Below are 21,886 nucleotides of genomic sequence, written 5' to 3' on the forward strand. Positions count from 1 at the left end.
TGTAGGGATTTTTCTGAAGGAGAAGGAGGGTATTCTTATTGCATTGCTGATAAAGCCTCAATAAGATCGGTTTTTTTATGTCGGCTTAACGGAATTTTTTGCTTGTCGATCTCGATATTTTTGCTGTTATAACGTTCTACTTTTTCCAGATTGACAATATAGGATTTGTGGATACGTAAAAACTTGTCATTAGGTAATTGTTTTTCAAAGGATTTCATTGTGGAAAGTACCACAAAGGTATCCTTTTCGGTTACGAATTTCACATAATCTCCAAGTGCTTCTATATATTTTAGTTTGTTCAAAAAAACTTTTCGGTTTTTTAAATTGCTCTTCACAAAAATAAAATTCTCATCCTCCATTGGAACCCCATTGGTCTTTAACTGGAAAAGATTGAGCGCTTTTGCAACGGCATTGTTAAACCGTTCCTTATTAACAGGTTTGTGAATATAGTCTACCGCATCATAATCAAAGGCTTTAAAGGCATATTTGGTTTTTCCGGTAACAAAAATTATTTGAGGTTTGTTGGGGAGATCATCCAACAAATCAAAACCGGATAAAATAGGCATTTCAATATCCAGAAAGATAAGATCGACTTCGGTGTCCAGCAGACCGTTCTTGGTTTCGATGGCATTGGTATACTCGGCCACTAATTTTAAGTTGGGATGATCCTTTATCAATTTCACAATCGATAAACGCTGTAGGCTCGAATCATCAACAACCGCACATTTAAGTAAAATTTCTTCCACAGTACAAAGGTTAGTTCTAAACAATATTAATCATAAAAGTTTATTAATACAAGATAAAACTTGTTTTCATCGGTGAAAATTGTACTTTACCTTGAGATAAAGGCTTTGTGAATAGGAAAAAACATGTTACTTTTGCATCCAATTTAATTTAAATCATATTTTATGAATCATTATGAAACTGTTTTCATCTTGAATCCCGTTTTATCTGAAGACCAGATAAAGGAAACAGTAAAGAAATACGAAGATTTTCTTGTTTCTAGAGGTGCTGAGATGGTAGCCAAAGAAGATTGGGGGCTAAAAAAGCTAGCCTACCCAATTCAACACAAAAAAAGTGGCTTTTATCACTTATTTGAATTCCAGGCTCCTGGTGAGGTTATTAACCCATTGGAAGTAGAATTTAGAAGAGAAGAGCGTATGATGCGTTATCTTACTGTAAGGTTAGATAAACATGCTATTGCCTGGGCAGAAAAGAGAAGAAACAGAAACAAAGAAAAAGCGTAGTTATGTCATCAATTGAACAACAAGCAAAAGGAAAAAAAGACGGAGAGATCAGGTACCTAACTCCTCTTAATATAGAAACCAACAAAGCTAAAAAGTATTGCAGGTTTAAAAGATCAGGTATTAAATATATCGATTATAAAGATGCAGACTGGTTGATGAGCTTTGTAAACGAACAGGGGAAATTATTACCTCGTCGTTTAACTGGTACTTCTTTGAAATATCAGCGTAAAACAGCTGTAGCGGTTAAACGTGCACGTCATTTAGCATTAATGCCGTATGTTGGCGATTTATTAAAATAAGAAAGAGGCAATTATGGAATTGATACTTAAACAAGACGTAGAAAAATTAGGTTTTAAAGATGATGTTGTAACTGTAAAGCACGGTTATGGTAGAAATTTTTTAATTCCTCAGGGAATAGCACAGTTGGCAACACCTTCCGCAAGAAAAGTGTTGGCTGAAAACCTTAAGCAACGCGCTTACAAGGAGCAAAAGAATATTGATGAAGCTAAGAAACAAGCAGCCAAATTAAATGGTCTTGAGCTTAAGCTTAATGCCAAGGCAGGTGCAGGAGATAAAATGTTTGGTTCTATCTCTGATTCAGATCTTTCTGATGCCCTGGCAAAAGAAGGAATTGAGCTTGACAAAAAATTTATCACTATCGCAGGTGGTATTATCAAGCGATTGGGACAATATGAGGCAACTTTGCGTTTTCACCGTGAAGTAGTAGCAACATTCAGTTTTGATGTTGTTTCTGAAGCATCCTAATAAATAATTTTATATCAAGAAAAGCCTGCTCAAATTGAGTAGGCTTTTCTGTTTCCCTCATTGAGGGTTTTTTAATTTTTTTAGCTGAAACACTATTCAACCAAAAGGTTCTCATTCCTGAAATGGAGGTTATAAGCTAAAAGGAAGAAGTTTCACCATACCAATATTTTGAAAAATGAAGTACAGCCGACTTACAAAAGAGCAGTTTGAAGAATTGCACCAGGAATTCATCAACTTTTTAGCTTCTCAATCCATCACCGCTAAGGAGTGGGACGAGATAAAGAGGGATAAACCTGAAGTAGCCGAAGATGAAATGGATGTTTTCAGCGATTTGATATGGGAAGGTGTGCTTGATAAAGTCACCTATTTAGAGCATTTCTCTACTCAACAAATGTTTTTATTCCAGATAACCCAGGTGGAGATTCACTTAATAGGAATTAAAATTGAAAATGAAGCGATCGATATAACCAGACGGGAAGGTTATCAATGGCTTCAAAAGAATTTAATGGACGATACGGTAAACCTTTATACATCTTCCAAGGTTTTAAGCGAGGACAGAAACAAAGACATCTTTGCATTAATCCAGCAAGGCGCAGTGATCACGAAAGGGGATTTGTTCCAATATTTTGATAAGGTTGTTAATTCCTGATGACTATTCGTAGTGCAGGGAATCGATAGGATCTTGCTTGGCTGCTTTATTTGCAGGATAACTTCCGGCTAAAACCGCAACTAAAATAGTAATCCCGGTTGCCCATAAAATCGCTTTCCAGGGAGTTACAAAATTGAAATCGGCAGCACTGGAAACTCCATAACCAATTAATATCCCCAGTAAAATTCCCAGAATTCCCCCAATTTGACCAATTATAAGGGTTTCCATAAAAAACTGGGTGGCAATAGTTCCCTTTTTTGCACCTAAGGCCTTGCGAATTCCTATTTCACGGGTTCTCTCAGTAACCGAAACCAGCATAATATTCATAAGTGCTATGGACGATCCAAAAATTGTGATGATGGAAATAATCCAGGCTGCAATGTTTAAATAGCTCGTAATAGAAAAGATCCTGTTTAAAAGATCATCACTGCGTTCCAGTCCAAAATTATTTTCCTCTACAGGGTTAAGTCCTCTGATATTTCTGAAGGTGATAATCGCTTCGCTTTGAGCGCCCTCCATCATTTCCTTATCACCTACTCTTACACTAATATTATAGTTGATATTTGGCTGGGTGAACATGGATCGTGCTTTTTCAACAGGAATCAATACCCTGAGATCCTGATTGTTTCCGAAGGTAGAACCTTTGGATTCCAGAATTCCTATCACTTGAAATTTAACCCCGCGCACACTGATGGTTTTATCTATTGGAGAAGTGTTCTTGAATAAACCATCAGCAAAATCGGCACCCAAAACAGCCACATTATTATTGTTTTGAATATCGAAATAAGTAAATTCCCGGCCTTCCTCAAGAACCAATCCGGAATTGGAAAGATAATTTTCATTCACACCTACAATGCTAACTTCAGGATCTGTTTTTTCATTTTCATATTTCACTTCGGCATTAGAAGTTCCCGTAAAGGAAATGGAGGTTTGAGTAAGCGGATAACTGTACGTTTCCTTAAAATTTTTAACTTCCCTGTAGGTAATAATAGGATTTACTTTTTCACGTTGCCCTCCGCCGCGGGTTTGGGTTGTAAATTCATAGCGCTGTAAATTAAAGGTGTTTGCGCCCATCGAGGCAAAATCGCTGCTTATCGTATTTTCCAGTGCGCTAACCGCACTTAAAATACCAACCAGAGCTGTTATCCCTATGGCGATGATCATTACTGTGAGTATGGTCCTAAGAAGCTGACTTTTAATCGACTCAAAAGCGATTCTTATATTTTCCTTAAAGAGTGGGAACATAATTTATAATTTCTGGCACATAGGTTAGACTCATAAAGGACTTAAATGTTACTTAAAAACCGAAATTTGTTTGAACCTTATCAAAAATTAAGATATTTGCACCCGGAGAATTCTATCGCTATTGATAGGCTACCGGGCTTAGGACTTTGTAATAAGCTGGATTCTCACTAAAATTTCAGGACAGCAAACTATATAATATGGCACAAAAACCTTCAATCCCCAAAGGAACAAGAGATTTTACCCCTTTGGAAGTTGCGAAACGCACGTACATAATAAATAAAATTAAAGATCAATTTGAAAAATTTGGTTTTCAACCGATAGAAACACCCAGCTTTGAAAATTCTGAAACTTTGATGGGGAAATACGGGGAAGAAGGGGACCGGCTCATATTTAAGATCCTGAATTCCGGAGATTTCCTGGCCAAAGCAAATGAAAAAGCCTTTCAGGAAAAAGACAGTTTAAAATTAACAGCTTCCATAAGCGAAAAGGCGCTTAGATACGATCTTACGGTTCCTTTTGCACGTTATGTTGTGCAACACCAAAACGAATTGGAATTTCCATTTAAACGCTATCAAATTCAGCCGGTTTGGAGAGCAGATCGCCCTCAAAAAGGAAGGTTCCGTGAATTTTTTCAATGTGATGCAGATGTAGTTGGAAGCGATAGTCTTTGGCAGGAGGTAGAATTTATACAGCTATATGATGCGGTTTTCACGGGTCTTGGACTTGCAGGAGTACAAATAAAAATAAATAACAGGAAGATATTATCCGGTTTTACAGAAGTCATCGGAGAACAGGAAAAATTGATAGATTTTACAGTAGCGCTCGACAAACTGGATAAAATTGGAGAGAAAGGTGTAAAAAAGGAAATGCTGGAAAAAGGTATTTCTGAAGAAGCTTTGAAAAAAATCCAACCAATTTTCGGTCTTAAAGGAAGCTTTTCTGAAAAAATAAACATTCTGAAGAAAATTTTAAATACTTCAGAAATTGGTAAAAAAGGAATTGAAGAATTGGAATTTATACAACATGCCATTTCAGAAATGCCTTTAAAAACCGCTCATTTAGATCTGGATATTACCCTGGCACGCGGATTAAATTATTATACCGGGGCAATTTTTGAAGTGGCCGCGCCTCCGGAAGTAAAACTGGGTTCCATTGGAGGGGGAGGCAGGTATGACGACCTTACCGGGATTTTTGGGTTGAAGGATATTAGCGGGGTTGGAATTTCGTTTGGTTTAGACAGGATCTTTCTGGTCCTGGAGGAATTGGAGCTTTTCCCTAAAACCGTAACTTTAAATACCAAAGTCCTGTTTATCAATTTTGGGGAGCAGGAAGCTTTATATGGCTTAAAAGCTGTTCAGAAATTAAGAGAAGCAGGAATAGCTGCAGAACTTTATCCCGATGCTGCAAAAATGAAAAAACAAATGATTTATGCCAATAAACGCGAGATTCCGTTCGTGATTTTAACAGGTCCCGAAGAAATGGAGCTTCAACTTTATGGATTTAAAAATATGAATACCGGGGAGCAGGAGAAGGTTTCCCTGGATAAGTTAATGGAAATTTTAAAATAAGAATTTTGTAATAAAAAAATGGTCGTTGAGAGTATCAACGACCATTTTCTATTCTGAATTTTGGATTTTTTTATCCTCCGTATTGCTCCATCATTTCTTTTTGCAATTCCTGAATCCCTTCAATACCGCCATACATTATTAGCCCTACTATTAGAATAACTATATAGATTACACTTAAGGATACGCCTATAATTGCCAAAATTTTTCCACTTTTCACATTCTGATATCCATTATACATTTCCGGATTTTCCGCATAAGTATCGCTTGCTTTTTTAGCCAATACCAATGTAATTACACCAAATATTAAGCCTACAAGGCCATAACAGCAGCATCCTATGATAGATAAAATTCCGAAAATAAGGATCAAGGTTGAGTTAGGTAATTGTTGTCTTTCAATTTCCATAATTAGTAAGTGAATTTGATTGGTTAGTGTTTAGTTGAATAAATAGAACATTTTAATTAGATAATTTAATAGAATTGTACCTGCTGTTAAAATTATAAGGCCAATTTTTATGCTAAAATCGAATTTAAATTTAATAAATATGTTAATCAGTACAAAAATTAATAAAATAACAAGTGGGTAGATTGCAGGGAACAATTTAAAGGCGCCAATAAATTCACCTTCTAACAGCAAAATCATTGCCCGCTGACCGCCACATCCGTAGCATTCAAGGCCAAAAAAATGTTTATTTAAACAAGGAAGCAGGAATTCTTCCATAAATACAAAAAGCTTATTTAATTTGAAATTATCACTTTTTTTGAAATTACACGCCCATCCATAGCTATTATTTTTACAAGATAAATTCCTTTGCTTAAATTTTGGGTGGAGAATTGGTAGGAAGTTTGGTAACCAAAAGTCCTGGTTTCAAACATTTTTTTGCCTAAACTATCAAATAAAAAAACGGTATTTATACTTTTTCCTTCCGGGAAAATTATCTCCAGACGATTAAAAAGGTTATTTTGAAATATCCAGGATTCATTAATGGCAGGAGGGGTGATTTCCGGCATGTTTTCATCGATTCCATTGTTAAAGGTGAGCCTGAAACGTTGATGATATTCTCCAGGTTCCAACCAGATGCTGAATTTATTTTCCGAGAGATCATAATAATTTTTTGTTTCATGGTCCAATAAATAAATCCGGTTTGGGAAAGCTGTAAGTGTTTTATGAAAAACCACTTCAGAAGGTATGGCAACTTTTAGAAATAAAGGGATTTCTTCCAGCTTTTCAAAAGGCCGAACATTGATCAAATAGCTCATTTCATTAATTAAAAAGCCTGAATCTGATTCCAATACCGAAATGTTTTTAGCATCCATCGCATGATCTATTCCCCTGGTTGCATCCGGGTGATGGACAAGCAAAAGCTGCCTTATGTATTTTTTATTGAACTCCACATTTAATCTTATCATGGAAGTTTCCAGGGAATTACTGCTGTTTAATTTAAATTCAGAATTCACAGAATTCTCCTTTTCATAGGTCCTGTACTCATTTTTGAAAATTAGGCTTTCTTGCTGTTTTCCTTCAATCAAAAATCCTTGTCCAATGGGAGCGAAACGCCTGGCTATGTGCTTCCCTGTTTCTCCTGTTGTGTGCAGTTGGTTTCCCGTATCATCAAATTTGCTGAAAACAGGCGGGACATATCCATTATTTCCACCTGCCGGGGAGTATACGCCGTAACCACCTTCATAATCGCTTAAGTAATGCGATGCGACCGGGCTTGAATCCCAGAAATAAGCTACTCCTGTAATGCTCAGGTTTTCTTCTAAAAATTTTTTAAGATCTAATGCCGAAGGGTATGGGTTTCCTACCAGCTTGTTTTTATCTTTTTCTACTGCTAAACTTATGGTTCCATTGTTTGGTTTTCCCCTGAAATCATAACGCTGTTTGTTCCCTGGATTATTAGGGATACCATAAATATTCACCCCGGTATTGGTTCCATCAACCCCCTTCATTGTAAATCCTTCTCCCGGAATAAGATCAAAATTTTTCCCAACATAGATCCAATCGGAATAAGTACCGCCAGTAAATTTATAGATCCATCGATCGGATATTTTTAACGGATTTGAAGTTCCGTTTAAATCACTGGTGATAAGTGCTTTTTTGCTGTTCAATTCATCTAATGGGTCATACAGGATACTTCCAAAAGCAGAAGAACCCGAAACATCCTGTACCGGAGCGCTCCAGTAATTGTAGGTGTAGGCACTGGCATTTCCTTCCTGAAAAACAGATAGCATGCCGTTTCCTGTATTGGATGAACTGGAGGTCCCCTGAAGCAATTGGGCTTCGTCTCTTAAGTATAAACTTGCTTTTTTTACTTCGGAAGGATTGATGCTGAGATCTATTTGTTTTTCAACAAATAAAAAACCGCTTTCTACATATACATAGCTATCCTGACTTCCATAAGGTTTAATGTGAAGTTGGGAAAAAACAGGAATAGACATTAAAAAGCTCACGATGATGTATATTTGCTTCATGAATGATTTGCTTATTTAAAATGAAAAGCATAGTTCTTTAGTAAAGGTGAGCTTAGGCTGTCTTCATAATTTGATAGTCAGATTTCTGCGAACTTTTAATAGGGTTATTTTGAAATAAAGCTGGTAATAAAAAAAGGAATAAAAAATACCCGGAAACCCGTAAAATGCACAAATGAATTAGCATAACGGGAATTGGTTATATTTAAATGAATACTATGCAACCTGCTCCCTTAAAAGGTATTGGGATCATCGGGAACCAATAAAAAACAATAAATAGCTACATATGAATAAAAAATACGGTCAAATAATAAATACAGCCTTTATTGTAATTGGTGGTGGAATTCTGATTTACACAATTTCAGGAGAAGATAAAAACCGTTATCTTCAAATACTGGGTTTGGTGATCATTATGTTTGGATTATACAGAGCTACCAATCATTGGGTGGAAACAAAAGATGATCATAAGGATGAAAATGAAGATACTAATATTGATAAAACCGGGCAGGAATAATGAGTTTTGAAATAAATGATAGGGTAGAAGTCCTGGATGATGTCCTGGAAGGAAAAGTTGTTAAAATTACGGGAGAAATTGTTTCTATTGAAACTTCTGAAGGTTTTATGCTCGATTTTCATCAATCGGAATTGGTGAAGACCAGTGAGGAACAAAACAGAATGATTGCTACGCACGATGTTTCAATGTCTGATATCATCAAAGAAAAACAAATTCCGATAAAGCCAAAATCTTTACGTGTGAAACCTAAAGATCGTAATTTACCTCCTATGGAAGTGGATTTGCATATTGAAAAACTTGTTAATTCATTCAGGGGTATGAGTAATTTTGATATTCTCAACCTTCAGATGGAAACAGCCAAAAGGCAAATTGAATTCGCTTCCCGGAAACGGATACAAAAAATTGTTTTTATTCACGGAGTAGGAGAAGGCGTTTTAAAAGCCGAACTCGACTATTTATTGGGCAGGTATGATACCCTGAAATTTTATGATGCCGATTATCAAAAATATGGTATTGGCGCCACTGAAGTCTATTTTTTCCAGAATAATTAATTTAATCCTCTGTATTAGCGGGAAGGTTTATGTTTACCGTGCTTGAGGTAAAGGTACCTATACGATATATAGCGAAAGAGACCTCCTCGTTGTTTCCTCCCTGGTTTTGCAGTTGTAAATTCGTGATCACAATTGCAGATAAGTATCTCCTGGAAATTGTATTGACCACAGTAAAGTCAAGTGTACCTTCAAACCGCTCGGAAACCAATGGATTTAAATAATGGAATACACCTGCCTCATTTTGATTTTGAGGCGCCCGTGGATTTTGATATTCTGCAGTAACTTCAAACTTCGTTGGAATTCCATCCCCGTCATCATCGGGATCAAGATAATCGGGAATTCCATCCCCATCGGTATCCGGATACTCTGGATTTGTAGGACTACCACCTGAATTTGCGATTTCTGTTTTGGTAGGAACATTGTCACCATCATCGTCTATATCTAAATAATCAGGAATTCCATCGCCATCGGTATCCTGTTCTGTAGACATTCCTTCCCTTAAAGAAGGAATCCCATCCCCGTCATGATCCAATTCATTAACCGGCTTAGAAATAGTGGTAATGGTAACGGTTCCGCCAACACTTTTTAACTCCTTCAGAACTCTTGGAGATCCCGGTGGAATATCGTTGCAAAAGTAATTTTGTGGAACAGCCCCATCATAGGTTCGATAGATAACCTGGTTAGTCTCATTTAATTCAAAAGTAATGGTTTGGGTAGAATCGGTTGTCAATATTCCATCCTGAGGAGATACCCTGGGATTGCTGAATTTTAAAGAAATAGTTTCAAATACCTCTTCATTCTTTATAAAATACAAGACTTTGTTTCTTTCGACTCCACACATTTTCAATTCAGGATTATCAAAATCCAGGGTAGTTACGATAATGTCTCCATCATCACAGGAGCTAAGAAAAAGTAGCATGAGAACGAATGCAAAGCAAGTACGCATAAAGTTAATTTTCAACAAAAATAAACCTTTAGGATTTTATAGGAGAGCATCGCTCTAATAATTTTATTTCTTTTATTTTTGTGACCCATGAAAAAAGTATACCTAGACAGTGCCGCTACCACGCAAATGCGTGATGAAGTTATTGAAAAAATGACTTTTGTGATGAAAGATTTTTACGGAAATCCATCATCTGCTCATAGTTACGGGAGGTCATCTAAATCTTTAATAGAAAACGCACGAAAGACCGTAGCCGGGTTTTTAAATGTGGCTGCCTCCGAAATAATATTCACATCGGGAGGAACCGAGGCCGATAACCTTGCATTAAACTCTGCCGTTAGGGATTTGGGTGTGAAGCGTATAATCACATCAAAGATTGAACATCATGCCGTTTTATATACCATAGATCAGTTAAAAGCCTGTTTTAAGATTGATGTGGAATATGTGCATCTTGATAAATGTGGATCTGTAGACACAACACATTTGGAGGAATTGCTAAATTCCAGTGACACTAAAACCCTCGTCAGCCTTATGCACGTGAATAATGAAATTGGCAATATGCTGGATGTAAAGGTGGTGGGAAAAATGTGTAAAGAACACAATGCGCTGTTTCATTGTGACATGGTACAATCTGTTGGTCATTATGAAATTGATCTTGCTGAAATTCCGGTAGATTTTACCGCGGTGAGCGCTCATAAGTTTCACGGGCCCAAAGGAGTGGGATTTGCATTCGTTAGAAAAAACAGCGGTCTTAAGCCCCTTATTTTTGGGGGAGAGCAGGAGCGGGGCCATCGGGCAGGTACCGAGAGCGTTCATAATATTGTAGGTTTGGAAGAGGCGCTTAAAATCGCTCATGAAAACATGCCAGAGGAAAAAGAGTACATATTTTCCCTTAAAAATTACTTTGCTGACCAGCTGGAACTCAATATTCCTGATATTAAATTCAATGGGGATTGCCGGAATTCCTTCAAAAGCACTTATACATTACTAAACGTTTGTCTTCCGGTAACCCAGGAAAAGGCATTAATGCTGTTGTTTCAACTGGACCTGAAAGGCATAGCCTGTTCAAAAGGGAGTGCCTGCCAAAGTGGAAGCGATAAAGGTTCTCACGTCCTGAATGCTTTTTTAAACGAGGATGATCTTAAAAAACCATCTATCAGATTTTCTTTTTCAAAATACAATACAAAGGAAGAAATAGATTACGTGGTTTCTGTTTTAAAAGAATTTATAGAATCTTAAGAACTGCAATCAGACATATCTGTAACCGATATGTTGTTGTATAGAATATAGTGGCTGTCTAAAAAGTCCGACTTTCGTCAAGCTGTCTCGATAGCTATCGGGATGTTTCAGCTTCTAAAATGTTATGATTTTCAATAAGTTATATTCTGAAATAAACCCGCCTGAACGAACGGGCAGGTTCAGGATGTCGAATATAATGACTTTTTGGACATCCTCTACTTTCTGAAAAAAGTAGTTTCAAAAGTTTGGCTGTTTCCTACGTTATCTGTCACAATCACCTTCAGTTTATTTTCTGTTTCGGTTACAACGCCATCGCTAAAATCATGGGTGATGGTATTGTTCTTATATTCATATTCCATGAGTATAAACTTACCGTTTACGGTAGCACGGTAACTTTTAATTCCTGAAAGATCATCAGAAATACGAAGTTTTAATTCTGAATTTCCTGAGATCCACTGTCCGGACTTAAAATTTAAAGGGCTTATGGATGGAGGTTTCGTGTCCGATGCCAACGTGTATTTTCCAAAAGTTCTTATCCCGGTGGTCATCCGGTTCCCTTTTAGATAGGTATTGGAGTAGGAGGGCCTGTCTTTATATCCCAACTGTGCGATGAACATTTTTTCAAGCGTTTCAGGTTTATATTTGCTTACATCAAAGCCTAAAGTGATATTGGTATGTATTGGGGTGTTATCATTATGGAAATAAATGGTATCTCCCATAAATTTTATGTCCAGATAGGTATCCTGGTATAAACTTCCTTTTGGAATATAAACATCTATCCCGTTTTCTTCTGCTGAAAAAGCCTGATTTGCCTGAGCGAAATAAGGTGTTTTCAAGATATTTCTGGGAGTTACATTATCTGGCCTTTTTCCTTTGATTGGAATTCTGACAATTCTTTGGTTGCCAGCAAAATCCAGGACTTTAATATTGTATAAATACGTTAGGCTATCTTCAACATTTATAACTCCCTGGTCTATAACGTTGTTGTAGACACTTAACGGATTGTTTGGTTCAACAAATAATTTGGTGACCCTGCTTTTATTGGAACTGAAGTATTCGTAATCTATCAATTGGTTTAGATGCCTGGTTTCATTAAATGAAAACCTGTCCATATTCAGTTCAAAAACAGTTTCCCCGTTTAAATTGGCTTCTATTTTATAGATGCCGTTGTTGTTTGAAGCGCCATCCTGTTTGTCTACGGCAGAAATTCCGAAGGCAATAGTTCCGCAGGCATTGAGCTCTTCAGATTTAAAAGAACCGTCATTTAGCTGGGTTAATTTAATTCTTTGGCGTTGAGCCGATCCGTTAACGTGTGCATCTTCGTCCAAGGGATAAACAAAAAGGCTATTAATAACAGGAGCCTGGCTGTCCTTTACGTCTACACCAAATAATTTAGGGTTCATAGGACGCTGCTGCCCATCCCTGATCTCAAAATGTAAATGAGGTCCGCCGCTTCCGCCGGTATTGCCACTAAATGCAACCAATTCCCCATTTTCTACTTTTAATTCTGAAGCAGAAGGGAAAAGTTCGATTTCATAGGTTTCTTTAGCATATTGCTGTTTTTTGATATAGGCTTCAATTGCGGGGGAGAACTTTTTTAAATGTCCGTAAACAGTAGTGAATCCATTAGGATGTTGAATATAAAGCGCCTTGCCGTACCCGTAATGCTGAATATTGATCCTGCTTACATAACCTTCTGCAGATGCAAGAACATTCAAGCCTTCCCTTTGCTGGGTTTTTATATCAAGTCCGCTGTGAAAGTGGTTGGATCTCAATTCTCCAAAGGTTCCGGAAAGCACTAAGCCCACTTCCAATGGACTGCTGAAATATTCTGCAGGAACAGGAGCCTGCGCCTTAACAAAAAAGGCTGTTAGGGTAAAAAATATGATCAAAAAATTCTTCATAGGTAAATTAAAAATAGGGTTAATTTCCGGGGGGATAAATATAAACAAAGTTTTGCGGAAAATAAGTCCCTGTTTTGGTGTTCATTAACCCTAGTTTAAAGGGATTTTGAAAATAGATTTAAAAGTATTGGGAAATTTCAAGCGGTATGTTAACTTTGTAGGAATAAGTAGCACGTTGAGCTTTTATGAGTGATTTGACAGAAATAGTTGATAATCTTGAAAATAGAATTAGTAAGTTGCTTCATAAATATGAGGTTCTTAGGCAATCCCAGCATTCTGTTGAAGATGAATTGAAAGCTGTTAAAGAAGAGAACATCCGAATTCTGGAAGATTTAAAGACTTCAGAGGATCGCGTTCAAACACTCAAATCCGCCAACGCAATGCTAGGCAGTAACGATTACAAAAAGGAAACTAAGCTGAAAATAAACGGCTTAATACGAGAAATTGATCAATGCATTGTTCAACTATCAGAATAAAATATTTAGATGTCAGATCAGCTTAAAATAAAAATTAGTATTGCAGACAGGGTTTACCCCTTAACTATAAAGGCTCATCAGGAAGAGGGGCTGCGTATAGCTGCAAAGAAAATAGAAGCGATGATCAAACAATTTGAACAAAGTTATGCCGTAAGGGATAAGCAGGATGTTTTGGCGATGTGCGCTTTACAATTTGCCGCCCAAACCGAGCAAAAATCGTTAGATACCAATAATGATGTTCAACTTGCCGAAGATAAATTAAGGGCGCTTAATGATTTGCTTCAAAATCATCTTACAACATAGTTCTTTTAAATAACACAAAGGTTTACTGCCTGTATTAGTGATTTTATTTTTGATAAACTCAACACGGATTCTTTAAAAAGGGTGAGTTTTAGTTGTAAAAGCGGGCCGTCTTAGAGCGGATACTTGATCAGCTTGTTAGCCCTATACTTATTTTAAGGAGTTTATGCAAAATCAATGCTAATACAGGCTTTTTTTATTTTAATACTTAAACAAATATGGATACAACAAATACAATAGTTTTTATAATTGTCGCTGTTCTTTTAGGACTGGCCATAGGATTTGCAATCGCTAAAGTTCTGGAGAAGAAAAATGCTTCCAGGATAGTACAGCGGGCTAAAAAATCGGCAGGAACTATCCTTAGAGAGGCTAAAACCGAGGCAGAAAGCATTAAAAAGGATAAGATCCTTCAGGCAAAGGAAAAATTTATAGAATTAAAGTCGGAACATGAAAAAGTGATCCTGGGTAGGGATAAAAAAATTGGCGATGCAGAAAAACGCATTCGGGATAAAGAATCCATACTATCCAGTGAACTTGCAAAAAACAAGAATCTGAATAAAGACCTTGAAGATAAGATTCAGGATTATTCAGACCGAAATGAATATCTTGAGAAAAAGCAAAGTGAAATCGATAAGCTACAGGCCAGTAAGGTAATGCAACTGGAAGTGATCTCGGGACTTTCCGCAGAAGAGGCAAAAGAACAACTCACAGAATCCCTAAGAGATACAGCAAAAGCCGATGCAATGGCCCTTATTCAGGATACTATTGAGGAAGCAAAACTTACCGCACAACAGGAAGCAAAAAAGATCATTATTACCACTATACAAAGGATTGGTACGGAAGAGGCAATAGAAAATTGCGTATCGGTATTTAATCTCGAGAGTGATGATGTAAAAGGTAGAATTATTGGAAGGGAAGGACGGAATATACGTGCTATTGAAGCTGCTACCGGTGTAGAAATTATTGTTGATGATACTCCCGAGGCGATTATTCTTTCCTGTTTTGATACCGTGAGAAGGGAAATCGCAAGGCTTTCATTGCACAAATTGGTTACAGATGGAAGAATTCACCCGGCAAGGATTGAAGAGGTGGTTAAGAAGACCAAAAAACAAATCGATGAGGAGATCATTGATATTGGAAAGCGTACCGTGATAGATCTTGGTATCCACGGATTAAACCCGGAATTGATCAAGATCGTCGGTAGGATGAAATACAGATCTTCCTACGGTCAAAACTTATTACAACACTCCCGGGAAGTTGCTAAATTATGTGGCGTAATGGCATCAGAATTAGGATTGAATCCTAAACTTGCAAAACGTGCCGGTTTATTACACGATATAGGAAAAGTTCCGGATACTGAAACAGAAATGCCTCACGCCCTTTTAGGAATGCAATGGGCGGAGAAATACGGTGAAAAACCCGAAGTATGCAATGCGATTGGAGCGCATCACGATGAAATTGAAATGACGTCCTTACTTTCTCCTTTGGTTCAGGTTTGTGATGCAATAAGTGGAGCAAGACCCGGAGCAAGAAGACAGATACTGGATTCCTACATACAGCGATTAAAAGATCTTGAAGAAATTGCATTTGGTTTTGGAGGTGTTAAAAAGGCTTACGCAATCCAGGCAGGAAGGGAACTTCGTGTGATCGTGGAGAGCGAAAGGGTGACCGATGAAAAAGCGGCGAATCTTTCTTTTGAGATCTCTCAAAAAATACAAACCGATATGACCTATCCCGGACAGGTTAAAGTTACAGTTATAAGGGAAACCAGAGCGGTTAACATAGCCAAGTAAGAGATACATTTCATAGACAATGACTTCACAGATTTCAAATTCTGTGGAGTCATTTCTTTTGATGCATACCTCTATAAGCTTTTATGGAGCATATTGTATACTGCCAGTCTTTTCCTGATTAAAGTGCCAGAAAAATGCCTGTTAGGCTTTAGTTTAAATGGAGCAGGTAAGTATCTACGGGTTTTTATACCAGGGTCAATTAAATCAGCATTCTCAAATTACAGGGAATTTTAAATTCTGTTTTGTTAAGGAAAAAAGCCCCCTTTTTAATACTGTAAGGTCTTATTGGCCACCTGGCTGCCTTGTAGCACGTGGTTCTTTACTTTTTTAATATCTTTTCTGTTCTTTTGGTTAAATCATTCATATCATTCATTTCTTTTATGGTTGTTTTACCTAAGGTTAACACCATTTCAGCATGCTTCAGTACAGCATTTCTGTTGCTTTCTTTTTTCGTAAAGTAAAGTATAGTTGTAAGTGCTTCCATCAGCCTTATGATTACTGCTGTGCTGCCTTCTGAAAATTGACGTATCTGGTTAAAGGCTGCATCTAAAACTCCCTCAAATTCTAAAACATCGGCAATAACTCTAAGGTTGCCCTCTTCGTCAACTCGATATTTGGATGGGAATTTGGCTTCAGCTAAGTAGCACATTGTCGCAGTCAGGTTATCAATGCATGCAATTGCAGTGTAAGGATCATTTACACCGGGGGATAGCGCTCTTGCCGCGATTTCCACCATCTGGTGAATGGAAAATTCCAGATCCTGTTGGGATGTTTTTGTTTTTCCTATTACAAATTGATCTAACAGGTCTTCCAAAGTATCTTCTTCCCAATTTGTGCTTGAATAAAGAATGCCAATCTCACCGCCTTTTACCAGAAAACTACCAGGTCTGTGATTTAGCTCCAGCAAGGAATTATGTTTGGTTACAATTTCTTTTAAAGTTTCACTGTCTATGTATTGGAGATATCCGCTTTTGGGAGACTTGATAGAGGTGCTATTTTGAAATGCTGAAATTGCAGCAGATTCATCAAAATCTTTTTCATCTTTCAATTCATCTCCCATTTTTTCCGGAAATAGTGTTTCTACCTGCCTGGAGATAAGGTCTGAAATATCTGAAATTACCCGGTCAGCCTGTATGCTAACGGCAATTTGATGAATAAATATGATGAGTAAAATAATATTTGCTACTGCAGCAAAAATTGCGACTAAAATTGAAATGGATGGAATAAACCTAAAGTCATCAATGTCTCTTATTGCATTCAATACAAGCAGGCAATACAAATAGGTGGAAATATAAGAGCCCAGTACTATTTGATTGAGTCTCACATACATAAAATTTTTGATAAGTCTGGGGCCAAACTGTGAGGAAGCCAATGTCAAAGCTACGAGTGTGACTGAGAAAACTGTTCCCGCCACACCTATCATTGCGCCTGATATAGTGGATAATATACTTCTTGCAGAATCAGAGCTGTTTACCAGAAAAAAACGAACCCAGCCTTTCCGTTCAATCGAAATAGAATTGTCTAATGATACCAGACCAATGGATATTAAAATTGCAAAACCAATAGTGAGTACCGGTACAAACCAGAACGTGGCCATTAATTCCTTCCAAAGGAAAAGTAGTTTTTTCATGCTAGAATGATATAGTTACTCCAAAGTTAACATCGTGATATAATTTATCTATTGGCACAAGGGGAGACGAATCGTAGATGTTTTGATACAATAGCCTTAATCCTAAATATTCGGTAAAATTGTAGGTCAGTTCAAAACTGCTTGCCAGTCGGTAATTACTAAATGGTTCCGAAAAAGTGGGTTGGTAATATCCGCTTATATCTAAGTCAAATAAATCTCCGAGTTGTTGTTTATAGCTTACGTAAGAATTACTTCTTATCCGGTTTACTTCAATAGAGGATAGGTTTGTTGGCAATAAATTATCAGGAACTCCCGAGTAATTCCATCTTTCAAATTCATACAAACTACCAATACCAAAATATAAACCCGTATTTTCTTTCACCAATGCTCGCCATCTTAAATTCATTCCGCCTGCATATTTTCTATCCAGGCCTCTTATTTCATTCCAATGCATTTGATAGAAGGGTTCAAATGCAATTTTTTTGTTATATAAGTTAACATACTCTAAATATAGAAAACCACCACTCATTATACTTTTATCACCAAAAAAGCTGTATTCAATTTTGTTAGCGATTGTAAAGGCATGATTTTTTATGCGTATTGAAATATCAGCTGTATTTTCTATTTCAAGAAATTCTTCTTTTAAATTTCTGAACCTGAAGCTTGGCGTAAAATTTCCTTTAAAAATTTTTGTTGAATCAACTATAACGTTGAAGTTTTCTGTATGCAAAACTTGTGAAAACAACTTTTGCTGAGAAAAAACAGATAAAGAGCAAATTAAAACAGCGAATAGTTTTTTCGTCATGTAAAGAATTTTAAAAAGCACGGCTTGCAAATTATTGTGCAGGCCGCACTCGTTTTTTTATGAGAATAAAGACTTGAATTTATCCCATCCTTCTGTGAAGGAATCAGAAACATCTGAAAATGCATCTTTCGCTTCCTCCCATTTGTCTTCTGCTGCATTTTCCAAATCATCATATTTAGCTTCTAAGTCGGCTTTTTTGGTTTCTAAATCGTCAAGAGCTTCACCGTACTGGGATTTTGTTTCTTCTTTTGCAGATTCTCTTTTTGCTTTCAATTCATTGATTTTAGCTGAAACTTCATCAATTGATTGTTTTGCTTTCGCTTTGAATTCTTCTTTGTTCATTTTATTGAAGATTTAAGTGTTATTAATTATTCCTACTCATATAGCTTTCCAGATTTCGCTTTCTTATAAGTTTATTAGTCTCTGTTGGGCTTTACAAGGATCGCTCTTGATATTTCTACTCCTGCAGGAAAGCAATTTCCTTCCTCATCTTCAGCTGTGATAAAAACTTCAACAGGTTGATAGGGAAACGAAGCCTTGTAGGTTGATTTCTCAGCATTCTCTTGAGTGAAATGCCCTACATTTCGTACCACACCAGCTGCTGAAACAGCCCAAATAACATAGATTTTTTTGGGTGGCTCCAGTCTCTCGGGTGAAGCAAGGTTATTTGCTTCCAGGGTAACCAAATAGTTTGGTTCTCCCTGTTTCTTCACTTCCGCGGTGATATCTGCTGCAGGTGCAATTTTAGACACAGGAAACTTAATAGTTTCAGAGCAGGAAGTCATTACTGACAGGATAACAGCGATTGATAATAATTTTATGAATTTCATATTTATTATAATTAAATGTACTCGTTTTGAAATTTTATTTTTCAATTTTCAGCTCAATGGCATTGGTGCTTTTTGAGAATTATTGACAAATGAACTTAACATCCAATGGCTTTTTTCTGTTCTTTTAATGTATGCTATCAATAAATCTGATGTTGCTAAATCTCCTTCATTTGCAATGGTTTCGTGTGCTTCAATACACAAAGAAATAAGCGTTTCAAAATCGTTTAAGATCTCTTTTGCCATTTCTTTCGAGTTTAAAGAAGTGTCTGTTTCTTTAATAATAGACATTTCCAGGTACTCTTTTAATGTACTTACCGGCTTTTTTCCAAAAACACGAATTCTTTCAGCAATTTCATCAATTTGAAGTTTTACAGCGTTGTACTCTAATTCAAAAAACTCATGAAGCTCAAAAAAAAAATGTCCTTCTACGTTCCAGTGATAATTTCTTAACTTTTGATAATGAACATGGTAATTTGCCATTAATGTGTTTAACGAACCCACAAGTTCTTTAGCCTGGTCACTATCGCAACCTAATTTTTTCTAATTTTTCATTTGTATGGTTTTTATTTGTTTTTAAGAAAATATGCAGTTAGACTTTTTCGTTACTTTCTATTTTAAGATGTAAGGAATTGGATGCTTCATAATTTTTTAATTCAACAATTGATGCGGGCAGACTAAATCCATTTGTAACCAATATCGCAACAACATCATTCATCACTTGTGAACGGATGCTATTGTGAACCGAACGTCTGGTAGTTTTAAAGGTATCTATCCAAAACATCACTTTAATATTTATGGTATTAGTAGCTAATTCACTAATTGATATATTTGGTTTTCTATCACCTTTTAAAACCCCATCCACGTTATTTATCGTTTCAAGTATAAGCTTTATCGCTGCTGTTGGATCATTCTCATAAGCAATACCCAAGGTAAATTCGTATCGTAAAAATCCATCGAGAGTATAATTATACAAGGGATTTTTAAGAATTATGGAATTTGGTAAAAACACATCTTTTCCATCGGGCGTTTTTATCAATGTTTCACGAATACTAATATCTTGTACGTGACCAATAATACCATTAACTTCAATCAAATCGTCTAATCTAAATGGGCTTTTAAATGCGAGAATAATTCCTGCCAAAAAGTTTTCGCCTATATCTTTTAGTGCAAAACCGATTACAAAGGTCAATAAACCAGCACCCGCTAATAATTTGTTGGTAAACGAACTAAGCCCAAGCAAATACAGTGTCATAAAAACAACCAGTGTTTTAAGAATAAAACCGACTATTTGAGAGGTGAAATTAGCCGTAATGTGGTTAGGCGATTTATTTGCTAAACGCAATTTGATTCTGCGTTGTATGAAATTGGATAAAATAAAGCCTATAACCAAGAAGAGAAGGATAATACCCAGATTGATATAATTTAATCTAAAGTAAAGAGTCACATTATCGTAGAATTCAATTGCGTTTTCCAAATTAATTCTTTTTAAAGCTGATTATTCTCCAACTTATCCCTGTACTCACAAAGTAGTCGGTTACATTTTGGTTGTGTCCATATCCTCCAAAAAGGTCTACAGAGACGTTATTGTTTACCAAATAGGCAAAACCACCATCAAACCTTGTTTGAAAAACTGATTGGTTTACGTGACCATAATTTTCTACAAAACCGCTAAATTTATTATAAATAGGAAAGCCAAAATTGACTATATATTTCCCGGTAGGATTTGGATCGTTGCCGTTATAGGATAAAATCCAGTTTGTTGCAAGGCTCATATTTTTTGGTAGTGACCAGTTGGCTATAAAAACCATTGCCGGCGCTAAATGATTTGCTTCAAAATCTTCGGACACATCGGGCATTTTCAATCGCATTTGAAACCCGGTAGCAGGCAGCCATTCTTTTTGATCGTTGAGATGTACCCTAAACCCAAAATGCAAATTACTTATTCCCTTCAAGGTAGTAGCCGCAGTATCAACCCCGGAATCTTCATATTGATAATCAACCAGGGCACTTAGCTCTACGGTTTCTGAAATTCCGTATCTAACTACGTTATTGAAGATAAACCTTTCAGGAAGATTTGTTTCTGCTGTTGAGTAATAATCTAATCCTTGCTGAAATTGCAGTACATTCTTACCTACTGTAAAAGCACCAATAGCCTGTCCAGGCCTTCCTGTTCTGATAGTCTCGTTGAATTGCCCAAAACAGAAATTTGACAGAATAAGTAAAAAAAACGTAGGTAAATATTTCATATTGGATTTGGTATTTAAGGTCTTACTTTTTAGTTTCCTTCATTTCTTTTTCAAAGACAGACACACTTTTATCTAAAGCAGTTTTCAGTTGATCAATTTCAGCTTTTAATGCTTCCTTTCGCTCATAGGCTGCAGTATTGTATTCTTCAAGCTTTTTGTTTAATTCAGCTTTTTGCTCCTTCATCTTTTGTTTTTGATCCTTCAATTTGTCCTGAAGATCATTGCTTAAACTGTTGTATTTTTCCTCTGCCTGGTTTGTTTTTGATTCGATATCTCCTTTAATTTCTTCCCAGTTTTCAGCGATATAATCTTTAGATACATCTACAGCTTTATTTACTTCTTCCTGAACATCTTCCAAAGTTGTTTTCTTGTCTTTGTCAGATGATCCACAAGATGTCAGTAATATTCCCAACACCAAAATTGTAAATAAGGTTTTTAATTTATCAAAACCCTCTTTAAATGAATCAGATGCAGCTGAAAATGCATCTTTTACTTCTTCCCACTTGTCGTCCGCTGCATTTTCAAGCTCGGAATATTTACGCTCCAAATCGGTTTTTTTAACTTTTAAATCTTCAAGAGCTTCATCGTATTGTGCTTTTGCATCTTCTTTGGCAGACTCTCTTTTTGCCTTTAATTCGTTGATTTTAGCTGAAACTTCATCAATTTTTTGATTTGCTTTTGCTTTAAATTCTTCTTTATTCATTTCCTTTTA

General features: G+C 36.4%; 26 protein-coding genes and 1 other RNA gene. 12 read left to right on the plus strand and 15 right to left on the minus strand.

All coding sequences use genetic code 11. The features are described 5' to 3' along the window. Positions 1–35: 35 nt before the first annotated feature. Positions 36–746 carry a LytR/AlgR family response regulator transcription factor gene (locus tag ACKGJN_RS10825; protein WP_409539512.1) on the minus strand — a complete coding sequence of 237 codons (711 nt, stop codon included), beginning with the start codon at positions 744–746 and terminating at the stop codon, positions 36–38. Between the two features lie 162 nt (positions 747–908). Between ACKGJN_RS10825 and rpsF the strand changes: the two genes are divergently transcribed. The 4 genes from rpsF to ACKGJN_RS10845 all read left to right on the plus strand — a co-directional run bounded on the left by rpsF (position 909) and on the right by ACKGJN_RS10845 (position 2,661). Continuing rightward, positions 909–1,247 (plus strand): 30S ribosomal protein S6, encoded by a 339-nt coding sequence (gene rpsF / locus ACKGJN_RS10830; RefSeq protein WP_409539513.1) that lies wholly within the window; start codon positions 909–911, stop codon positions 1,245–1,247. A gap of 2 nt (positions 1,248–1,249) precedes the next feature. After that, the gene (gene rpsR / locus ACKGJN_RS10835; protein ID WP_006987092.1) at positions 1,250–1,546 is read left to right on the plus strand and encodes a 30S ribosomal protein S18; all 297 of its coding nucleotides are present in this window, start codon (positions 1,250–1,252) and stop codon (positions 1,544–1,546) included. A 13-nt stretch (positions 1,547–1,559) separates the two neighbouring features. After that, positions 1,560–2,012 (plus strand): 50S ribosomal protein L9, encoded by a 453-nt coding sequence (rplI, locus tag ACKGJN_RS10840; RefSeq protein WP_409539514.1) that lies wholly within the window; start codon positions 1,560–1,562, stop codon positions 2,010–2,012. 175 nt (positions 2,013–2,187) lie between these two features. Next, complete coding sequence (locus ACKGJN_RS10845; protein ID WP_409539515.1) at positions 2,188–2,661, plus strand: DUF6495 family protein; 474 nt, start codon at positions 2,188–2,190, stop codon at positions 2,659–2,661. A gap of 3 nt (positions 2,662–2,664) precedes the next feature. Here ACKGJN_RS10845 and ACKGJN_RS10850 read toward each other — a convergent pair whose 3' ends face one another. Beyond that, entirely contained in the window at positions 2,665–3,906 is a 1,242-nt protein-coding gene (locus tag ACKGJN_RS10850; protein WP_409539516.1) for an ABC transporter permease, read from the minus strand. 197 nt (positions 3,907–4,103) lie between these two features. On the opposite strand from ACKGJN_RS10850, the gene hisS reads away from it, so the two are divergent. Further along, positions 4,104–5,474, plus strand: coding sequence for a histidine--tRNA ligase (hisS, locus tag ACKGJN_RS10855; protein ID WP_409539517.1), 1,371 nt, complete (start codon positions 4,104–4,106; stop codon positions 5,472–5,474). A gap of 70 nt (positions 5,475–5,544) precedes the next feature. Here hisS and ACKGJN_RS10860 read toward each other — a convergent pair whose 3' ends face one another. From ACKGJN_RS10860 to ACKGJN_RS10870, 3 genes are read right to left on the minus strand one after another with little or no spacing between them, the layout of a single operon-like run. Next, positions 5,545–5,877, minus strand: coding sequence for a CCC motif membrane protein (locus ACKGJN_RS10860; protein WP_409539518.1), 333 nt, complete (start codon positions 5,875–5,877; stop codon positions 5,545–5,547). A gap of 30 nt (positions 5,878–5,907) precedes the next feature. Continuing rightward, complete coding sequence (locus tag ACKGJN_RS10865; protein ID WP_409539519.1) at positions 5,908–6,192, minus strand: DUF2752 domain-containing protein; 285 nt, start codon at positions 6,190–6,192, stop codon at positions 5,908–5,910. A 17-nt stretch (positions 6,193–6,209) separates the two neighbouring features. Next, positions 6,210–7,946, minus strand: a complete 1,737-nt coding sequence (locus tag ACKGJN_RS10870) for a T9SS type A sorting domain-containing protein (protein WP_409539520.1) — start codon at positions 7,944–7,946, stop codon at positions 6,210–6,212. A gap of 283 nt (positions 7,947–8,229) precedes the next feature. On the opposite strand from ACKGJN_RS10870, the gene ACKGJN_RS10875 reads away from it, so the two are divergent. Both ACKGJN_RS10875 and ACKGJN_RS10880 read left to right on the plus strand, forming a co-directional pair. Continuing rightward, positions 8,230–8,457, plus strand: a complete 228-nt coding sequence (locus ACKGJN_RS10875; protein ID WP_409539521.1) for a hypothetical protein — start codon at positions 8,230–8,232, stop codon at positions 8,455–8,457. Continuing rightward, positions 8,457–9,008 (plus strand): Smr/MutS family protein, encoded by a 552-nt coding sequence (locus ACKGJN_RS10880; RefSeq protein WP_409539522.1) that lies wholly within the window; start codon positions 8,457–8,459, stop codon positions 9,006–9,008. Before ACKGJN_RS10875 ends, ACKGJN_RS10880 begins: the two co-directional genes overlap by 1 nt. A 1-nt stretch (position 9,009) precedes the next feature. Here the strand turns inward: ACKGJN_RS10880 and ACKGJN_RS10885 are convergent, their stop codons facing one another. Beyond that, positions 9,010–9,954: a hypothetical protein gene (locus tag ACKGJN_RS10885; protein WP_409539523.1), complete on the minus strand. Its 945-nt coding sequence runs from the start codon at positions 9,952–9,954 to the stop codon at positions 9,010–9,012. Between the two features lie 87 nt (positions 9,955–10,041). On the opposite strand from ACKGJN_RS10885, the gene ACKGJN_RS10890 reads away from it, so the two are divergent. After that, positions 10,042–11,190 carry a cysteine desulfurase family protein gene (locus ACKGJN_RS10890; protein ID WP_409539524.1) on the plus strand — a complete coding sequence of 383 codons (1,149 nt, stop codon included), beginning with the start codon at positions 10,042–10,044 and terminating at the stop codon, positions 11,188–11,190. Between the two features lie 215 nt (positions 11,191–11,405). Here the strand turns inward: ACKGJN_RS10890 and ACKGJN_RS10895 are convergent, their stop codons facing one another. After that, a complete protein-coding gene (locus ACKGJN_RS10895) occupies positions 11,406–13,094 on the minus strand; it encodes a M23 family metallopeptidase (protein ID WP_409539525.1) in 1,689 nt (562 codons plus the stop codon). Between the two features lie 185 nt (positions 13,095–13,279). On the opposite strand from ACKGJN_RS10895, the gene ACKGJN_RS10900 reads away from it, so the two are divergent. The 4 genes from ACKGJN_RS10900 to rny all read left to right on the plus strand — a co-directional run bounded on the left by ACKGJN_RS10900 (position 13,280) and on the right by rny (position 15,663). Further along, a complete protein-coding gene (locus ACKGJN_RS10900; protein WP_409539526.1) occupies positions 13,280–13,570 on the plus strand; it encodes a hypothetical protein in 291 nt (96 codons plus the stop codon). A gap of 9 nt (positions 13,571–13,579) precedes the next feature. Beyond that, the gene (locus ACKGJN_RS10905) at positions 13,580–13,873 is read left to right on the plus strand and encodes a cell division protein ZapA (protein WP_409539527.1); all 294 of its coding nucleotides are present in this window, start codon (positions 13,580–13,582) and stop codon (positions 13,871–13,873) included. A 56-nt stretch (positions 13,874–13,929) separates the two neighbouring features. Continuing rightward, positions 13,930–14,036: non-coding RNA, 6S RNA (gene ssrS, locus ACKGJN_RS10910), on the plus strand. Positions 14,037–14,088: 52 nt separating this feature from the next. Next, positions 14,089–15,663, plus strand: a complete 1,575-nt coding sequence (rny, locus tag ACKGJN_RS10915; RefSeq protein WP_409539528.1) for a ribonuclease Y — start codon at positions 14,089–14,091, stop codon at positions 15,661–15,663. A gap of 319 nt (positions 15,664–15,982) precedes the next feature. Here rny and ACKGJN_RS10920 read toward each other — a convergent pair whose 3' ends face one another. From ACKGJN_RS10920 to ACKGJN_RS10955, 8 genes are all read right to left on the minus strand, one after another. After that, positions 15,983–17,293 carry a DUF2254 domain-containing protein gene (locus ACKGJN_RS10920; protein ID WP_409539529.1) on the minus strand — a complete coding sequence of 437 codons (1,311 nt, stop codon included), beginning with the start codon at positions 17,291–17,293 and terminating at the stop codon, positions 15,983–15,985. Between the two features lies 1 nt (position 17,294). Continuing rightward, complete coding sequence (locus tag ACKGJN_RS10925; protein WP_409539530.1) at positions 17,295–18,098, minus strand: DUF481 domain-containing protein; 804 nt, start codon at positions 18,096–18,098, stop codon at positions 17,295–17,297. Positions 18,099–18,155: 57 nt separating this feature from the next. After that, complete coding sequence (locus ACKGJN_RS10930; protein WP_409539531.1) at positions 18,156–18,440, minus strand: sll1863 family stress response protein; 285 nt, start codon at positions 18,438–18,440, stop codon at positions 18,156–18,158. A gap of 74 nt (positions 18,441–18,514) precedes the next feature. After that, the gene (locus ACKGJN_RS10935) at positions 18,515–18,928 is read right to left on the minus strand and encodes a hypothetical protein (protein ID WP_409539532.1); all 414 of its coding nucleotides are present in this window, start codon (positions 18,926–18,928) and stop codon (positions 18,515–18,517) included. 48 nt (positions 18,929–18,976) lie between these two features. Then, positions 18,977–19,408: a Dps family protein gene (locus tag ACKGJN_RS10940; protein ID WP_409539533.1), complete on the minus strand. Its 432-nt coding sequence runs from the start codon at positions 19,406–19,408 to the stop codon at positions 18,977–18,979. A 109-nt stretch (positions 19,409–19,517) separates the two neighbouring features. Continuing rightward, positions 19,518–20,402: a mechanosensitive ion channel family protein gene (locus tag ACKGJN_RS10945; protein ID WP_409539534.1), complete on the minus strand. Its 885-nt coding sequence runs from the start codon at positions 20,400–20,402 to the stop codon at positions 19,518–19,520. A 1-nt stretch (position 20,403) separates the two neighbouring features. After that, on the minus strand, positions 20,404–21,174 hold the full coding sequence (locus ACKGJN_RS10950) for a transporter (RefSeq protein WP_409539535.1): 771 nt from the start codon (positions 21,172–21,174) through the stop codon (positions 20,404–20,406). 22 nt (positions 21,175–21,196) lie between these two features. Continuing rightward, on the minus strand, positions 21,197–21,877 hold the full coding sequence (locus tag ACKGJN_RS10955) for a sll1863 family stress response protein (RefSeq protein WP_409539536.1): 681 nt from the start codon (positions 21,875–21,877) through the stop codon (positions 21,197–21,199). Positions 21,878–21,886 lie beyond the last annotated feature (9 nt).

This window comes from Gillisia xinjiangensis, from assembly GCF_046298265.1.
In the GTDB taxonomy this organism is placed as follows: Bacteria; Bacteroidota; Bacteroidia; order Flavobacteriales; family Flavobacteriaceae; genus Gillisia; species Gillisia xinjiangensis.

Bases quoted from the DNA above. Each gene is read 5' to 3' on its own strand.
- ACKGJN_RS10890 (WP_409539524.1), top strand. From the start codon at position 10,042: ATGAAAAAAGTATACCTAGACAGTGCCGCTACCACGCAAATGCGTGAT.
- ACKGJN_RS10940 (WP_409539533.1), bottom strand. From the start codon at position 19,408: ATGGCAAATTACCATGTTCATTATCAAAAGTTAAGAAATTATCACTGG.
- hisS (WP_409539517.1), top strand. From the start codon at position 4,104: ATGGCACAAAAACCTTCAATCCCCAAAGGAACAAGAGATTTTACCCCT.
- ACKGJN_RS10865 (WP_409539519.1), bottom strand. From the start codon at position 6,192: ATGGAAGAATTCCTGCTTCCTTGTTTAAATAAACATTTTTTTGGCCTT.
- ACKGJN_RS10870 (WP_409539520.1), bottom strand. From the start codon at position 7,946: ATGAAGCAAATATACATCATCGTGAGCTTTTTAATGTCTATTCCTGTT.
- ACKGJN_RS10850 (WP_409539516.1), bottom strand. From the start codon at position 3,906: ATGTTCCCACTCTTTAAGGAAAATATAAGAATCGCTTTTGAGTCGATT.
- ACKGJN_RS10920 (WP_409539529.1), bottom strand. From the start codon at position 17,293: ATGAAAAAACTACTTTTCCTTTGGAAGGAATTAATGGCCACGTTCTGG.
- rny (WP_409539528.1), top strand. From the start codon at position 14,089: ATGGATACAACAAATACAATAGTTTTTATAATTGTCGCTGTTCTTTTA.
- ACKGJN_RS10895 (WP_409539525.1), bottom strand. From the start codon at position 13,094: ATGAAGAATTTTTTGATCATATTTTTTACCCTAACAGCCTTTTTTGTT.
- ACKGJN_RS10860 (WP_409539518.1), bottom strand. From the start codon at position 5,877: ATGGAAATTGAAAGACAACAATTACCTAACTCAACCTTGATCCTTATT.
- rpsF (WP_409539513.1), top strand. From the start codon at position 909: ATGAATCATTATGAAACTGTTTTCATCTTGAATCCCGTTTTATCTGAA.
- ACKGJN_RS10950 (WP_409539535.1), bottom strand. From the start codon at position 21,174: ATGAAATATTTACCTACGTTTTTTTTACTTATTCTGTCAAATTTCTGT.
- rpsR (WP_006987092.1), top strand. From the start codon at position 1,250: ATGTCATCAATTGAACAACAAGCAAAAGGAAAAAAAGACGGAGAGATC.
- ACKGJN_RS10955 (WP_409539536.1), bottom strand. From the start codon at position 21,877: ATGAATAAAGAAGAATTTAAAGCAAAAGCAAATCAAAAAATTGATGAA.
- ACKGJN_RS10880 (WP_409539522.1), top strand. From the start codon at position 8,457: ATGAGTTTTGAAATAAATGATAGGGTAGAAGTCCTGGATGATGTCCTG.
- ACKGJN_RS10875 (WP_409539521.1), top strand. From the start codon at position 8,230: ATGAATAAAAAATACGGTCAAATAATAAATACAGCCTTTATTGTAATT.
- ACKGJN_RS10845 (WP_409539515.1), top strand. From the start codon at position 2,188: ATGAAGTACAGCCGACTTACAAAAGAGCAGTTTGAAGAATTGCACCAG.
- ACKGJN_RS10930 (WP_409539531.1), bottom strand. From the start codon at position 18,440: ATGAACAAAGAAGAATTCAAAGCGAAAGCAAAACAATCAATTGATGAA.
- ACKGJN_RS10935 (WP_409539532.1), bottom strand. From the start codon at position 18,928: ATGAAATTCATAAAATTATTATCAATCGCTGTTATCCTGTCAGTAATG.
- ACKGJN_RS10905 (WP_409539527.1), top strand. From the start codon at position 13,580: ATGTCAGATCAGCTTAAAATAAAAATTAGTATTGCAGACAGGGTTTAC.
- rplI (WP_409539514.1), top strand. From the start codon at position 1,560: ATGGAATTGATACTTAAACAAGACGTAGAAAAATTAGGTTTTAAAGAT.
- ACKGJN_RS10885 (WP_409539523.1), bottom strand. From the start codon at position 9,954: ATGCGTACTTGCTTTGCATTCGTTCTCATGCTACTTTTTCTTAGCTCC.
- ACKGJN_RS10925 (WP_409539530.1), bottom strand. From the start codon at position 18,098: ATGACGAAAAAACTATTCGCTGTTTTAATTTGCTCTTTATCTGTTTTT.
- ACKGJN_RS10900 (WP_409539526.1), top strand. From the start codon at position 13,280: ATGAGTGATTTGACAGAAATAGTTGATAATCTTGAAAATAGAATTAGT.